This is a genomic window from Acinetobacter sp. YH12099 (assembly GCF_013419195.1).
Classification (GTDB): Bacteria; Pseudomonadota; Gammaproteobacteria; order Pseudomonadales; family Moraxellaceae; genus Acinetobacter; species Acinetobacter towneri.
In genome coordinates, this window is the sequence record NZ_VPAP01000004.1 from 68,481 (window position 1) to 83,722 (window position 15,242).

12 protein-coding genes and 1 riboswitch are annotated in these 15,242 nt (G+C 41.7%); of the genes, 4 read left to right on the forward strand and 8 right to left on the reverse strand.

Annotated elements, in window-relative coordinates; genetic code table 11:
* Positions 1–24: 24 nt before the first annotated feature.
* The 8 genes from FTU39_RS04145 to FTU39_RS04180 form a co-directional block, all read right to left on the reverse strand.
* Entirely contained in the window at positions 25–555 is a 531-nt protein-coding gene (locus tag FTU39_RS04145; protein WP_180051762.1) for a hypothetical protein, read from the reverse strand.
* Between the two features lie 678 nt (positions 556–1,233).
* A complete protein-coding gene (locus tag FTU39_RS04150) occupies positions 1,234–2,160 on the reverse strand; it encodes a branched-chain amino acid transaminase (protein WP_004975074.1) in 927 nt (308 codons plus the stop codon).
* Positions 2,161–2,194: 34 nt separating this feature from the next.
* Positions 2,195–4,939: a bifunctional [glutamate--ammonia ligase]-adenylyl-L-tyrosine phosphorylase/[glutamate--ammonia-ligase] adenylyltransferase gene (gene glnE / locus FTU39_RS04155; RefSeq protein ID WP_096901524.1), complete on the reverse strand. Its 2,745-nt coding sequence runs from the start codon at positions 4,937–4,939 to the stop codon at positions 2,195–2,197.
* A gap of 176 nt (positions 4,940–5,115) precedes the next feature.
* Positions 5,116–5,922, reverse strand: coding sequence for an enoyl-ACP reductase (locus FTU39_RS04160; RefSeq protein ID WP_004975071.1), 807 nt, complete (start codon positions 5,920–5,922; stop codon positions 5,116–5,118).
* A gap of 179 nt (positions 5,923–6,101) precedes the next feature.
* On the reverse strand, positions 6,102–7,094 hold the full coding sequence (locus FTU39_RS04165) for a DUF2804 domain-containing protein (protein WP_179995987.1): 993 nt from the start codon (positions 7,092–7,094) through the stop codon (positions 6,102–6,104).
* Positions 7,095–7,297: 203 nt separating this feature from the next.
* Positions 7,298–7,819 (reverse strand): DUF1543 domain-containing protein, encoded by a 522-nt coding sequence (locus FTU39_RS04170; RefSeq protein ID WP_096901526.1) that lies wholly within the window; start codon positions 7,817–7,819, stop codon positions 7,298–7,300.
* Positions 7,820–7,993: 174 nt separating this feature from the next.
* On the reverse strand, positions 7,994–9,238 hold the full coding sequence (gene trpB, locus FTU39_RS04175; protein WP_004975067.1) for a tryptophan synthase subunit beta: 1,245 nt from the start codon (positions 9,236–9,238) through the stop codon (positions 7,994–7,996).
* Positions 9,210–9,863: a phosphoribosylanthranilate isomerase gene (locus FTU39_RS04180; protein ID WP_004975062.1), complete on the reverse strand. Its 654-nt coding sequence runs from the start codon at positions 9,861–9,863 to the stop codon at positions 9,210–9,212. Before FTU39_RS04180 ends, trpB begins: the two co-directional genes overlap by 29 nt.
* A gap of 192 nt (positions 9,864–10,055) precedes the next feature.
* A riboswitch (cobalamin riboswitch) is annotated at positions 10,056–10,280 on the forward strand.
* 35 nt (positions 10,281–10,315) lie between these two features.
* Here FTU39_RS04180 and FTU39_RS04185 point away from each other — a divergent pair.
* The 4 genes from FTU39_RS04185 (at position 10,316) to FTU39_RS04200 (ending at position 15,222) form a co-directional block, all read left to right on the forward strand.
* Positions 10,316–12,160, forward strand: a complete 1,845-nt coding sequence (locus tag FTU39_RS04185) for a TonB-dependent siderophore receptor (protein WP_180051763.1) — start codon at positions 10,316–10,318, stop codon at positions 12,158–12,160.
* Positions 12,161–12,299: 139 nt separating this feature from the next.
* Entirely contained in the window at positions 12,300–12,884 is a 585-nt protein-coding gene (locus tag FTU39_RS04190) for a cob(I)yrinic acid a,c-diamide adenosyltransferase (protein ID WP_180050503.1), read from the forward strand.
* A 168-nt stretch (positions 12,885–13,052) separates the two neighbouring features.
* Positions 13,053–13,766, forward strand: coding sequence for a glycerophosphodiester phosphodiesterase (locus FTU39_RS04195; protein ID WP_180051764.1), 714 nt, complete (start codon positions 13,053–13,055; stop codon positions 13,764–13,766).
* A gap of 289 nt (positions 13,767–14,055) precedes the next feature.
* Positions 14,056–15,222 (forward strand): acyl-CoA desaturase, encoded by a 1,167-nt coding sequence (locus FTU39_RS04200; RefSeq protein WP_096901530.1) that lies wholly within the window; start codon positions 14,056–14,058, stop codon positions 15,220–15,222.
* The last annotated feature ends 20 nt before the right edge of the window (positions 15,223–15,242 follow it).

The window sequence follows — 15,242 nt, forward strand, 5'->3', positions numbered from 1 at the left end:
TCATTCAGATTGAGTTCAAACGTATTAGAATGAAACTTCAATGCTGTAATTATCGGTATAAGTACCCGCTGGTTTAGAAATACCTACGCCCTCACTTTTAACCAAGACATTGTAAGAATTCCAGCCATTGCTACCTGGCGCAATGTTGGTTTGCTGATCATTTAACTGAATCACAGACGATGAACCCGTAAGCTTGGTTTCAACTGTTAAGCCCACTGCATGGCTACCTGATTTGGCTGCAGATTTGGTTGTTTTGCCTCCACCAACACGGTTGTCGGTATCGACCAATAAGTTGTACTTTGCATTCGCCCCAACCATAAATTGACCAGAAGCTTCTGCACCATCTTTTAATGAGATACTTGGTGTTTTCACTTTCAGCTCACAGCGCTTAGGCACAATCACTTGAATTGGAATACTTCCTGTACATGGCCCTTCGTTACATACTGGGGTTGGCTTAGGGTCTGGTTTAGGATGATGATTACCACCCGCCATTGTTACCGTTGAAAAAGCTCCGAAAACCATCAAAGCAGCAGCAGTTTTAATAAATTTAGACATGTCACTTCTCCATAACTCTTATAAAAAACCATTTTTTAATCATTCACTCACTTGAGATATCGTTAGAATTATTGAAACTCAATCCTTAGCGAGCTTCTTCATTTTAGGTATTTCTCACAAAAAGCCATCTATACGCCCTAATTCACACAATATTAAATAAACCTTGGAATTCAGCTAATTAGGAGATTAAAGTACTGTTTTAAATGACATCACAAAAAACTAGGGAGCAGCTCACTCCCTAAAATTTGTGATCCAAATTTTAGGGATAATGAAAAATATATATTTATTTACATCTAGAATAAGTTTTTGTTTTTAATTAATTTTCAACTCAATTTTTACTACACTTTTCATGTATTTAATTCACTATTTTCTATCATATTCGACAGATTAAGCGTTTTTTAACATCAAATCTCACCAATTACAGGGATTACCCTTCGCTATAAAAAACCATGCTTTAAACGACTGAATTTATCCAAAAGATCAAATTTGTACATCACTAACTCAACGAAGAAACAGTTGATCATTCATCTATGTCTGTAACGTGAGAAATAAACCTCGCAAGAAGTTTAGCCGTTCAATAACGCAATAGCAGACAAAATAAAACCCCATTCAAGCCACTGCCTGAATAGGGTCATCACACCTGAGTCAGTAATATAGACTCAGGTACACACGCGTGACTTATTTAACGTAAGTCAACCAATGTGCATATTTGTCATTCTTGCCTTGAACTGCGTCAAAGAAAGTTTTTTGAATTTCAGTGGTAATTGGGCCACGTGAACCACAGCCAATTACACGGTCATCGTATTCACGAATTGGGGTAACTTCTGCTGCTGTACCTGTAAAGAAAGCTTCATCGGCAATGTAGAATTCATCACGCGTAATACGGCGTTCAACTACCTCATAACCCAAGTCTTTAGCAATGGTGATCACCGTTTGACGCGTAATACCATCTAAAGCACCGCCTGCGATGTCTGGTGTATGTAAAACGCCATCTTTAATTAAGAATACGTTTTCGCCAGAACCTTGGCATACATAACCTTGTGGATCCATCAACATCGCTTCGTCATAGCCTGCTTGCGCTACTTCTTGGTGAGCAAGAATAGACAAGGTGTAGTTACCAGAAGCTTTAGCTTTACACATGGTCACGTTTGGATGATGATGCGTAAACGATGAAGTTTTAACGCGAATACCTTTAGCCATCGCTTCTTCACCCAAGTATGCACCCCAACCCCAAGCCGCAACAGCAGCATGAATGGTGTTATTGGTTGCAGCAATACCCAGTTTTTCAGAACCAATCCAAATTAATGGACGTAAATAGCACGATGAAAGTTTGTTTTCACGTACCACATCAATTTGCGCCTGTTCTAAAGCTGCTTGATCAAATGGTACTTTCATTTGATAGATTTTTGCAGAGTTTAACAAACGCTTAGTATGGTCCTGAAGACGGAAAATCGCAGTTCCGTTTGGCGTTTCATAAGCGCGGACACCCTCAAACACACCCATACTGTAGTGTAAGGTATGCGTTAAGACGTGAATTTTTGCATCACGCCAGTCAACCAATTGTCCATCTTGCCAAATAAAACCATCACGATCAGCCAAATTCATGGCACACACTCCAAATGTTTATACAATAGTCATTTTAATCCAACGCAGACATAGCAGTCGGATCAATTAATCTTTGCCATAACTTGCAAACGACCTCACGGGTATCGTACCAGTCCGCAGCATTGACTTGCATGGATTGATTTGCAAGGGCTAAGCGGTGGCTTTCGGCTCGTTCACGGAGATAAGCTTGAATCAATGCTGTCGCATCGTCGCTGGATAAGCAACCTGTTTTTGCGGCATCTTCAAGGATTCTTACGTTGTCGGAATAATGGGCGAGATCAGGATTCGACCCACTCCAGGCTAATACCGCATACTGTGCCATAAATTCGATATCAACGATACCACCTGCATCCTGTTTTAAATGAAAAATTCCATCTTTTTTTTGCTCTTTAGATGAACCCAAATGATCTTTCATTTTTTGACGCATTTTCAGCACTTCACTGCGGACATAAGCTTCATCTCGCGGCTGGGTTAAAATCTGACAACGCAACACTTCAAACTTGTCACGTAAACATTGCTCACCCGCAATACTGCGCGCACGCACTAAAGCCTGATGCTCCCACAGCCACGCACTTTTCAGTTGATATTGCTCAAAGGCCCGTAAACTGGTCACCAATAAACCCGCATCTCCCGAAGGACGTAAACGGGTATCGACATCATAAACTCGACCATCTAAAGTTTGCGTGGTCATTAAAGATACAAATTTACGTGCCACCCGCATAGCAAATTCAAAGCCACTGATCGGTTTAATGCCATCAGTATCGGCTTGTTCATCCATGTTGTGAATAAAAACCACGTCTAAATCTGAGCCGTAACCAAGTTCGATGCCACCTACTTTGCCATAACCAATAATGGCAAAAGCGTTATGCTCCAAACCACAGCGCTGCCCTTCACTGTCTAGCGGATAACCATGTTTTTTGACAATCATCTGATAGGCCAGTTGTAGGGCTGCATTTGCGGTCACTTCGGCAATATCGGTTAACGCATCTGACACTTTCATTAAGTGACTTTCTGCCAGTACATCGCTGGCCGCAACTGTTAATACGTTGGATTTTTTGAATAAACGTAGCACCCGCATGAGGTCTTCAACTTCATCCAGTTCAATGCGCAGCAATTGTTGGCGCAAAGAATCTTCCAAATCGCTGCGTTTTGGCAATTCAAAATCCATAGATAAAAATTCATCCAACAACACAGGATATTGCGTCAATTCTTCACAAATCCACGGGCTGACTGTGGCCATTTTTACCAAGCGTTGCAGTGCCCCCTTGCTTTCAATCAGCATGACCAAATACACGGTACGACGCAGAACAGATTCGACCAGTGGCATTAAACGCATCAATGCCATTTGTGGATTTTCTGACTGCAACACTGCTTCAATCAAGTGTGGCCAAAAGGTTTTTAAACGCTGTAAAGCTTTGGCGGTGAGTTTTTTAATGGCATGTCCATACCAGAACTCATGCACTAAATTTTTCGCTTGATCGTCTAGTACCGCATCGAGCTGTTTTTCTAGCTGACTGTAATTTTCCAGCAAAGAATCGGGTTCATTTTCTTTAATTAAATGCTCAAACTGATAAATGACTTTGACACGCTTTTCATTTAGGGTCTGCATAAAGCTGTCCCAATCGGCAAAGCCCAAAGTATCGCTAATGCGTGCGCGTAACTCAGGTTCAGTCGGTAAAGCTTGGCTTTGCTGATCATTCAAGGCTTGAATGGCATGTTCTACTCGACGCAGGAATAAATAGGCATCTTCCAAATCCAGTACGGCTTGTGGCTCTAGCAATTCAGCTTCGCCCAAATGGCGCAAACTCACCAAACACTGGCGGTCTTGTAATTCTAGTTTTGAACCACCGTAAATCAGCTGAAAAACCTGCACAATAAATTCAACTTCACGAATACCGCCCGCGCCCAATTTAATATTGTCTTCAATATTACGACGCTGCACTTCGCGCTCAATCATGGCTTTCATTTCGCGCATGGCTTCAAAGGCGGTGTAATCGACATATTTGCGGAATACGAAAGGTCGGGTCATTTCCAGCAGTTCATAACCTTCTTGCCCACCTGTGATAATACGTGCCTTAATCCAAGCATAGCGTTCCCATTCGCGTCCATGCTGGCTTAAATATTTTTCCAGTGCGACATGGCTAATCGCCAAAGCAGAACCATCGCCCCACGGGCGTAAACGCATATCGACGCGGAAAACAAAACCATCGGCGGTGATATGATCTAATAGATAGATCAGTTTTTGTCCCCATAAAATGCAGAATTGCTGCACTTCAATACACTTGCGTCCATTGGTTTCGCCTTGTTCATCAAAGGCAAAAATCAGGTCGATGTCGCTGGATAAATTCAGTTCCTGCGCGCCATGTTTGCCCATGGCGACCACAATCAGGTCTTGGACTTTACCGTTATACCCCATCGGTTCGCCATGCTTGGCGACCAACGGAATCCGAGCAAAATCTTTGGCTACTTGCACACAAATATCAGCAAAGTCTGAAAGTTCCTGCGTCAACGTCACCACATCGGTGAGTTGGTTGGCATCTTGCCAAATCCAGCGGAACATTAAACGCGCGCGTAAAATTCGCAGGGTTTTCATCCACAAGGTTTCATCTTGAATGTCTTGTAAAGTCGAAATCACCAATTGATGAATATAGTCTGCGCTCAGCGGTTTTAGAAATTGGTCAATTGCATAATCCTGCTGTAACAGGCTTTCGTGATTTGCCAAGACTTGTTCTGCATATTGACTGGCATGTAACGTTTTTTGCAATTGTTCCGCATTCATTTTTAAGACCTAAAACCCAGTTTTATTTTGAAATATTGTCAACTCATCTATTTATAGCAGCAGATGCGTCAAAGAAGAAAATAAAATTACAGCAATCTGCAAAATACCTCTTACTTAAAATGCAGCGATAAAAAAACCGAAGCCTAAACTTCGGTTTTATCTGCTTGATGCAATGCTTATTCAGCATCTAGCATTAATTCTGCGCTCATACCAACCGTGTTAAAACCTGCATCGACATACAGAATTTCACCAGTAATACCATTCGCCCATGGTGAGCAAAGGAATAATGCCGCATTACCAACATCTTCAATGGTCACGTTGCGTTTTAAAGGTGCAACTTTTTCATTGAGGTCTAACATTTTACGGAATGATTTAATGCCTGATGCGGCAAGCGTACGAATTGGGCCTGCAGAAATTGCATTCACGCGAATACCGTCAGCACCCAAGCTTGAAGCCAAGTAGCGTACACCTGCTTCTAAAGATGCTTTCGCCATACCCATGACGTTGTAGTTTGGCATCACACGCTCAGAACCTTGATAAGTCAAAGTCAATAAGCAACCTTGGCGTGCTTGTAATAATGGTTTTGCAGCACGTGCCATCGCAATAAAGCTATAAGCACTAATGTCATGCGCAACTTTAAAACCATCACGATCTGTAACATCGGTAAAGTCACCATCTAAAGTATGCGCAGGCGCAAAACCAATCGAGTGAACCAAACCATCCAAACCATCCCAGTGCTTTGCCAAGTCAGCAAAAGCTTGCTCAATTTCTGCATCTACGCCTACATCGCAAGGCAATACAATGCTTGAGCCAAATTGTGCAGCGAAGTCATCAACACGTTTTTTGAGTTTTTCATTCGGATAAGTAAATGCTAATTCTGCACCTTCACGATGCAATGCTTCTGCAATACCAAATGCGATAGATAATTTACTTGCAATACCAGCAATTAAAAAACGCTTACCCGCCAAAAGACCTTGTGCCATGTGAAACTCACCTTGATATATTTCGCAATATCATGCCAATTCTGAACGCATAGTGAAATTGCATAATGCGCCTTTTTTTGCCGTTTATGTAAAAACTCAATGGCGATTCAAGTGAGTGATAGATGACGTCACATGATAATCTGCAAGTGGTGACGTACAATCTTGGTTAAAAACTTGCCCTACCACTTGGCATAATGCTGTTCAAGCAAGCCGTATTCGTTTAACAAAATAATTTCGGTATCGTCTTGTTGAATAGTACCACTAATTTTAGCTTGCCATTGGCTGAACTGACTGCCGACTAGACGCAAATTCAGGTTTTCATAACGGCGCCAACCTGTGCTGACAGTTAAATTCAAACGATGATCCAGTGAGCGAATGCTCCACGAGCCATCATCCTCAGGTTGGAACAACACATCTGTTAAGGGATACAGCACGCCATTAATCCACAAACAGTTTTCGTTGCCAAAACTTTCATTCACACCAGAAGCCAGATTCAAGCCTACACGACGGTCTTCGGTATCCCAAAAGTTGCACGACAACCAAAACCATGCTGTTTCAGGGCGTAAAAAACCGCAGGTATCATCTAAAGAAGCAAAGGTGCGTTCATGGAATTGAATGGTTTGTCCTGTTTTATTAACAAAATAGCCTTCACAGCCGAGTGTGGTCAGTTTTTGGGTGTAAGTCCAACCATTAATACCTGTTGGGCTACACATACTTAGCGGGTCTGTGCCTGCACAAAATATCCGCGCACTGAGTTTAATTTCACCATATTTGGTCACGCAGATATAACGCACACCATTGGCATGTTGAATTTCAATTTGAAATGGCGATTTTTCAAAAAAACTTTGATTAAATAACGGTTGCTCATCTAAAACCGTATTACGCGATAAAAAATTAATCGCATTCCATTCCTGCACTTCGCCCGTCATGTGATTATAAATATAGACAAAACCGTGCCCTGCCCAAGCAATATCGGCAATCGCAAGCCCAATGGTATAGTGTTCGTGCTGAATACTACAAAATTTAAACTTTTTATATTTTAAGCGTTTACGCCAACCCGACAATACTTCACCATACGGTGATTTATATTGATAAGCCTGATAATCAATTTTTTTGGGAAGTTCACTAAAACGTCCATAATGCGGTTGTCCATTCGCCTGAATTAAATCCATTGAAGACATTCCCTATTGTCTAAAAACAATTCATCTTTGGTCGTATTATGCCTACAAATGCATGTACAAAAAACCCGCAGCTTATGATTTTGTTCAAAAAACTATAAAAGCATAGATTGTTTTACTATTTTAAGGCTTGAGCGTTCACTAAATATACAAAATATAAATTAATAGATATCTTCCCCTCAATATTCTGAAGGTATTTAAGCATCAGCATTCAAAGTCAGATAGGTATTTTCCCAACGATTGCCTGAAAATGAGCCTTCAACCAATTGCACATAGCGACCATGCACCTGATCTATCGCAATACAATCATCTACCTCTAAGACCCGATCGGTATGTTGTTTTTGCCAGTGCTGGGCAAAATAGGCTTTACCACGCTGTTTTGCCACCATTGGATTTTGCGCCACCACCAGTACATAACGATGTAACTCGCCAAACTCACGCGGATCATATCCACCTAAATTAATTAAATACAGTCGGTTTTCTGCCTGATTCGGCTGCGCATCGGTAAATTTTAAATAGTAGGATTTACCTTCAAACTCAACACCATTAATTTGCGCCCATGCGTCAATATGCAAACCTTTCGGTTCTGCAAACCAAGCCTGCTTGAGTTGCGGATAGGTCTGTTCTAAAGAATCACCTACCGCAAGTACCACATCATGCACTTCGGTATTGGCTCGCGCATGACGTCCGCCTAACATCACGATAAATAAACTGGGCATATCCGACTCCTGCGCAAATATCCTAAGCTTGATGGCTTTTATGGTTGATGATTTTTAAGCATGATTGTTTAAAGTAGCGAGAATTTTTCAATCCTCCAAATAAAAAATCGTGCCGAATTGCTTCAGCACGATTGAATTGAAATGTAGCATACTTTATTTCAAGCAGCTTACGATTTACATATCCACCATTTCCACGCCATCAATGCGGGCAACAGTCATTAAGTCTTTATCACCACGACCTGAAACAGTCGCAATAATGATTTGGTCTTTATCCATCGTTGGTGCAAGCTTGCTCACATAAGCCATAGCATGCGAGCTTTCTAAAGCAGGAATAATCCCTTCGATACGGGTTAAATCACGGAAACCTTGCAAGGCTTCTTGGTCATTGATTGGCACGTAATCGACACGGTGCATATCTTTCAGGAAGCTGTGCTCTGGTCCTACACCTGGATAATCCAGACCTGCAGAAATAGAGTGGGTTTCAATGATCTGACCTTGTGCATCCGACATTAAATAAGTACGGTTACCGTGTAATACGCCCACGTGTCCTGCATTCAATGGTGCAGAGTGTTTGCCTGTTTCAATGCCTAAACCTGCAGCTTCGACACCGTACATTTTCACTTCGGCATCGTTCAAGAATGGATAGAACAAGCCCATGGCATTAGAACCACCGCCTACACAAGCTACTAATGCATCAGGTAAACGACCTGCCTGCTCTTGAATTTGACGACGTGCTTCACGACCAATAATAGATTGGAAATCACGTACCAATTGTGGATACGGATGTGGGCCTGCCACAGTACCAATCACATAATACGTTGAATCGACATTGGTCACCCAGTCACGCATAGCTTCGTTCATGGCATCTTTTAAGGTTTTAGAGCCACTTTCTACAGGTACAACAGTTGCCCCGAGTAAGCGCATGCGGTACACGTTCATGGCCTGACGCTTCACGTCTTCTGCACCCATGAACACCACACATTCCAAGCCTAAACGAGCGGCAATGGTCGCGGTTGCTACACCGTGCTGACCTGCACCTGTTTCGGCAATAATGCGTTTTTTACCAGATAGTTTTGCCAACAGTGCCTGACCAATGGTGTTGTTCACTTTATGTGAGCCAGTATGGTTCAAATCTTCACGTTTTAAGTAAATTTGTGCACCACCCAACTCTTTTGACCATCGCTCAGCATAATACAAAGGACTAGGACGACCTACATAGTAGGCGAGATCGCGGTCGAATTCTGCCAAAAACTGCGGATCATCTTTCATGCGGAAATACAATTTCTCTAAATCTTGTAAAGCCGCCATCAGCGTTTCTGACACAAAACGTCCGCCATGGATACCAAAATGCCCTTTTGCATCTGGGAATTGGGTATAGTCAATCACTGAGTTATTGTGATTTGTACTTTGCTGATCCACGTTGGACTCCTTGCATGAAGTTTTCTATGAGTTGTTGGTCTTTAATACCTTTTGCAGACTCAACTCCGCCACTGACATCAACGGCATAGGCTTGAGTCGTCTGAATTGCATCTTCAATATTTTCAGGGTTTAAACCACCCGCCAAAATTAAAGGAATATCGAGTTTGGGGAATTTTGACCAGTCAAAACTGTGTCCTGTTCCACCTTTGAGTTCAGGATGCCACGCGTCTAATAATACTGCGCTTGCACCTGCTTGTTGATAGCTTTTTATCGCATCTAACACATTTAAATCAGGTTTGACCTGAATGGCTTTGTACCATCGACGTCCAACTTGCTGTGCTATTTGCTGACATTGCAAGGGTGTTTCATCACCATGAAATTGCAGAATATCTAAAGGTACTTGTTTCAGTACAGCGGCTATTTCTTCTGCCGTTGCATTGACAAATAAACCAACCACTTGCACATAAGCGGGAATGTGTTGCAGCAAGCCTTGTGCTTGCTCAATGCTCACATTGCGTGGACTTGGAGGATAAAACACCAAGCCAATTGCATCTGCACCCGCATGCACCACACTGTTTATATCTTGAATTCGCGTGATTCCGCAAATTTTGGCACGGGTACGCATCGTTTTGGACTCTAATCCTGATTTTCAATCTTCATTTTGCTGATCTTGCTGTGCGTGACTTTAAAATTGTCTGTTCACACTCACAGAATCAGATATTGGGGCGAATCATTGTAATGCAATTTTAAGGGGTTGAGTGAAGTTCAGGCGGATTATTCTGCATTTCCGTTGTTTAAATGGCATACAGACTTTATACTTCGCGCAAATGCAACGAGTCCTAGCTTTGAGCTTTAGGGAAGTTGGTGAAAGTCCAACACTGCCCCCGCAACGGTAACCATGAAACGTATATCAATTTAAATCTTATGATTTACACCACTGTATGAACAATATGGGAAGGTGGATATATAGCGAAGCAATCATAAATTAGAAGATGCTTGGCACATTGAAGTCCGGAGACCTGCTTGTTGTGCCCTTAACTCAATCATTCACGTGGGGTGAATGTATGGAGCAAAGTCATGTCTACTCTTTTTCAGCCTACTGCTTTAGTGGGCGCAATTGCGCTTGCAATGGGTTTTTCAACTTCAGTTTTTGCTGCAGAATCGCAAGATCAGCGTGTGGTGAATGCTGCTTTAGATACGCTTGTTGTTACTGCTTCACGTAGTGAACAAAATATTAAAGATGTTCCTGCGCGGATTAATATTATTGAGCCAAAGATTTTGGAACAATCGCCAATTGCTTCTTTTCCTGATTTACTAAAATACAATGCTGCCATCAACATGGTTCAAAGTGGTGGTATGGGGCAACTTGCCGATATTTATTTGCGTGGTACTGAATCAGACCATACTTTGATTTTACGTGATGGTATACGATTAAATAATGCATCTTCGGGTACAGCAAATCTTGCTTTTATTGACACCACAGATATCAAACAAATCGAAATTCTAAAAGGTCCTGCATCTGTTCTCTATGGTACAGATGCTATTGGCGGTGTGATTCAATTGATTTCAAAAAAACCTGAAAAAACAGGTGCCTTTATTACAGGTGAAGTGGGCGAAAACAAAACCTATAAATCCGTCATCGGTGCTGATTTATATGAAGACAGTTTTTATGCTCAAATTCGCGGCCAACGATTAGAATCTGATGCAACAAAAGTAACCAACCAAAAAACTAGCAGCAATGAAACTGCTTCTTTTGATCAAAAAGGCTTTAGTACCAAACTTGGTGTAGAAAAAGAAAACTTTGCAACATCAATTGACTACAGCACAAATAAAGGCACTAGCTTATATGATGCTTATACATTTAACGGTGCATTGCTGAAACAAGACTTTGAAAATGAAATTATCAATCTTCGCGGTCGTATAAACCTGACCGATCAATTTGAACTGAATGCACGTTTGTCTCAATTTACAGATGAAGTCGACCAAAAAGATTCAACCGACTTTGTACATGGTAAAACTCAAGAAGCAGAATTCTATGGTAAATGGAACTTCATGCCTCAGCAGACTTTACTTACGGGTGTGACTCATCGCAATCTCGATGGCGATATTCTATCTTATGGCACACCCTATGATGAAGAAGTAGACTCAACCGGATATTATATTCAGCATCAACTTAACGGGACTAAACTTAATACCCAAGTGGGTGTTCGTGTAGAAGACAATGAAAAATATGGGACGCATACTGTAGGTCAAATTGCTGCTCGGTATCAATTGCTACCATCAACTAGCGCATATGTAAATGTAGGTACAGCATTTAAATCGCCAACCTTGAATGAACTTTATAATTCATGGAATGGCAACCCTAATCTGAACCCAGAAGAAAGCACCTCCTATGAAATTGGTTTTGACCAAAATCTAGCTTATGGCTTGCAAACAGGTTTATCTGCTTACTATACAGAAGTTGAAGATTTAATCGCCTCAGACCGCAATGGCAAACTGACAAATATTCAAAAGGCGACGTACCAAGGGGGTGAGGCTTATTTAGGTTGGCAGCAAGATGATTTATTTGCTAAAGCAACCTATAGTTACGTTAAACCTCAAAATGCTGCAACTCATCAAGATTTAAATCGTCGCCCACGTCAAGGTTTTACCTTAACAACTGGCTTACAAAATGAAATATATGGTATTAGCGCATCTTTGGTCGCTAAATCCAAATCCAAAGATTGGGATAAAAACTATAAGAACCCAGGTTATGCAACAGTTGATGTAAATGCTTTCTGGAATGTAAACCCAAATGTCAAACTATTTACCAATATTCAAAATATTGGGGATGTTGAATACAAGACCGCATACCAAGATCAAGGTTATTACTACATCAACGGCGGTCGCCTCGCTTCAGCAGGTGTAACTTTCCGCTACTAAAACCCGCATAACAACAAAAACTTTAAAACAGCGCAGTTTATGGATAATGTAATGACCGACATTATCCTTTTTTATTGCGCCAGCTTTTATTTCTTACGACCAAGTAAACGCAACTTTCACTTTCAAACAAGGAACGATCATGGGCCACCGTTTAAGCAAAATCTACACCCGCACAGGCGACTCAGGTACAACAGGACTGGGCGATGGCTCACGTGTTGCCAAAGACGACTTACGCATTCATGCACTGGGTGATGTCGATGAACTCAATGCCTGCATTGGCGTATTGCGCTCACAAATTACACATAGCAGCATTCAAGACAAAAACACTTGGGACAAATCGCTCAGCCTGATTCAGCACTGGCTATTCGATTTAGGCGGTGAAGTCTGTATCCCCAATTACCACCTCGTACAACCGCTTGCAATTGAGTACCTAGAACAAGACATTGACCGTATGAATGAAAGCCTGCCAATGCTCAAAGAATTTATTTTACCTGCAGGTACATTGGCATGCAGTTATGCACATCAAGCTCGTGCTGTATGTCGTCGTGCAGAACGCAGTTTAATGACCGTACACAACCGTGATCAAAATATTCAGGCACCGTCTTTGCAATTACTGAACCGACTGTCTGACTGGCTATTTGTCGCATCTCGCAGCTTACAACGTGCCGAAGGAGGCAGCGAAGTGTTATGGCAAAAGAACATCAATGACAGTATCGACAACTAACATTACAAGCTAAAATCGGAAACTAAAATAAAGCCCTGATTTTGCATCTAAAAAATCACGTCGGATGCTGCTTGAAATTTCACACCATCCGACCAAAATAAGAGATGTCATCTCTTTGTCACGTCGTACTTGCAAAATGAAAGCAAACTTTCAATTCATGGGCACATTATGCGCATAATTGGTCATCGTGGTGCGCGTGGCGAAGCGCCTGAAAACACACTCGGTGGTTTTGAATACATTCAGAATATTGGCATTCGTGCGGTTGAGTTTGATGTGCGTCAACTCAAAGACAATGCCTTAGTGGTTATGCATGATGATCAATTCATTCGCACCACAGGACAAGACAAAGCACTGTATGAATGTAGTCTGGAAGATTTAAACCATTATAACCATGCGGTGATGTGGTCGGACTGGAATAAAGTCGAAACCACGCCCCTACTCAATCAAACCATGACCATTATTCAAAATTTTGATCATATTGAAGTAGAAGTCAAAGCGGTCAACTCGCATGCCGCTGCCGAAAAAATTACCCAAAGTTTAGAGCAACATTTGAAGGGTTTTGAACACAACGCCATCATCACCAGTTTTGATCCGAAAATTCACTGGGCTTTGCAACAACAAAAATCACGCTTTAAACGCGGTTTATTGGTTGAAGATGATCTGCAATATCAAGCCATTGATCAGGCTTTAGAATTAGGTTGTTGCCAAATTGGTTGGATGAACGAACTCGCAACCGGTGCGCTCATTCAAGCCACACAACAGGCCAAACTGAATATCAGCGTTTGGACAGTCAACCAGATTGAACGCGCCAAACAGCTTAAAGATTTGGGTGTTCAAGGTTTAATTACCGATTATCCTAAACTGATGATGCAACACTTGTAAGCGGTAACCTTAAGCATATTGATGAATAAATAAATGATTTATCGTGCTTGTTTGGCTACCGTATATCATATTTCCGTAAAATCTCGCAGATACCATTATATTCTGTTACCACCCAGTACAATACAACTGTACAATAATGCTGTGATCGTGAATACGCTCATGCTAATATGCGAAAAAATTAATCCCTAAAAAATTTAATACTATGATTTCAATCTATAGATCGGTCATAGCGTTATAACGGATTAAGCGTCCATTTATACCTCCCAAGGTTCTAGGAGTGCTGTTGGAGATGAATGCTCCCTTACCCAAAGCCCCAATCAACTGGATTGCCATCTTTGCACTGGTTTTCTTACCTATTGTTGCAGTGATCGCGATTCCTTGGTATGCCTATCACCATGATTTTAGCTTAGCCGCTTGGATCAGCATGTTTGTATTACTTGGCGTAAGTAGCTTGGGTATTACAGCAGGTTATCACCGTTTATGGGCACACCGTGCTTATGAAGCTACCCTTCCCTTGAAAATCATTTTAATGATTATGGGAACATTTGCCGTTCAGAACAGTATTTTGTTCTGGGGTTCAGGTCACCGCACCCATCACCGCCATGTTGATGATGTCGAAAAAGACCCATATTCAATTAATAATGGTTTTTGGTTTGCGCACATGGGCTGGATGCTACGTGACTACCCTGCCGCAGAGCCAAACTTTAAAAATGCGCCAGATTTGTTAAATGACAAACTGGTGATGTTCCAACACAAATACTATATTCCGCTCGTAATTGCAGTTCACGTTGGCATTTTGGTGCCAATTGGTTGGGCTGTGGGCGATATGTGGGGCGTGTTGTTATTGGGCGGTTTAATGCGTCTGATTTTAAGCCACCATGTTACCTTCTTTATTAACTCGCTGTGCCACATGTGGGGTTCGCGTCCTTATACTGACGAAAATACCGCGCGTGATAACTTCTGGTTAGCAATTGCCACTTGGGGCGAGGGTTATCATAACTATCACCACATTTTCCAGTATGATTATCGTAATGGCGTAAAATGGTGGCAATATGACCCAACCAAATGGTTAATTTGGTCATGCTCGAAGTTGGGCTTAGCGAAAAACTTACGCCGTATTCCAAGCTTTAATATTAAAAAAGCAGAATTGGCGATGCGTTTTAAATATGCAGAGCAAGACTTGGCGGTCTATGGACACAATGTAAATGATGACATTGGCCAAGTTAAAAGCCGTATTTCGCAAGAATATGATGCCTTTACCCAAACCCTGAACGATTGGGCAAAGTTAAAAGAGCAAGAAATTCAGGCGAAAAAAGCTTCTGTAGCAGAAAAAATTCACCAAATGGATGACAAATTGAAAGTTGAATTCCAGTTGGTTGAACAGCGTCTTTCACACCATCGTGAAACCTTGAACTTGCTGATGCGCAACCTGAAAAAGAATCCTGTATCTGAATAAACCTCTGTTCTGATGCACTG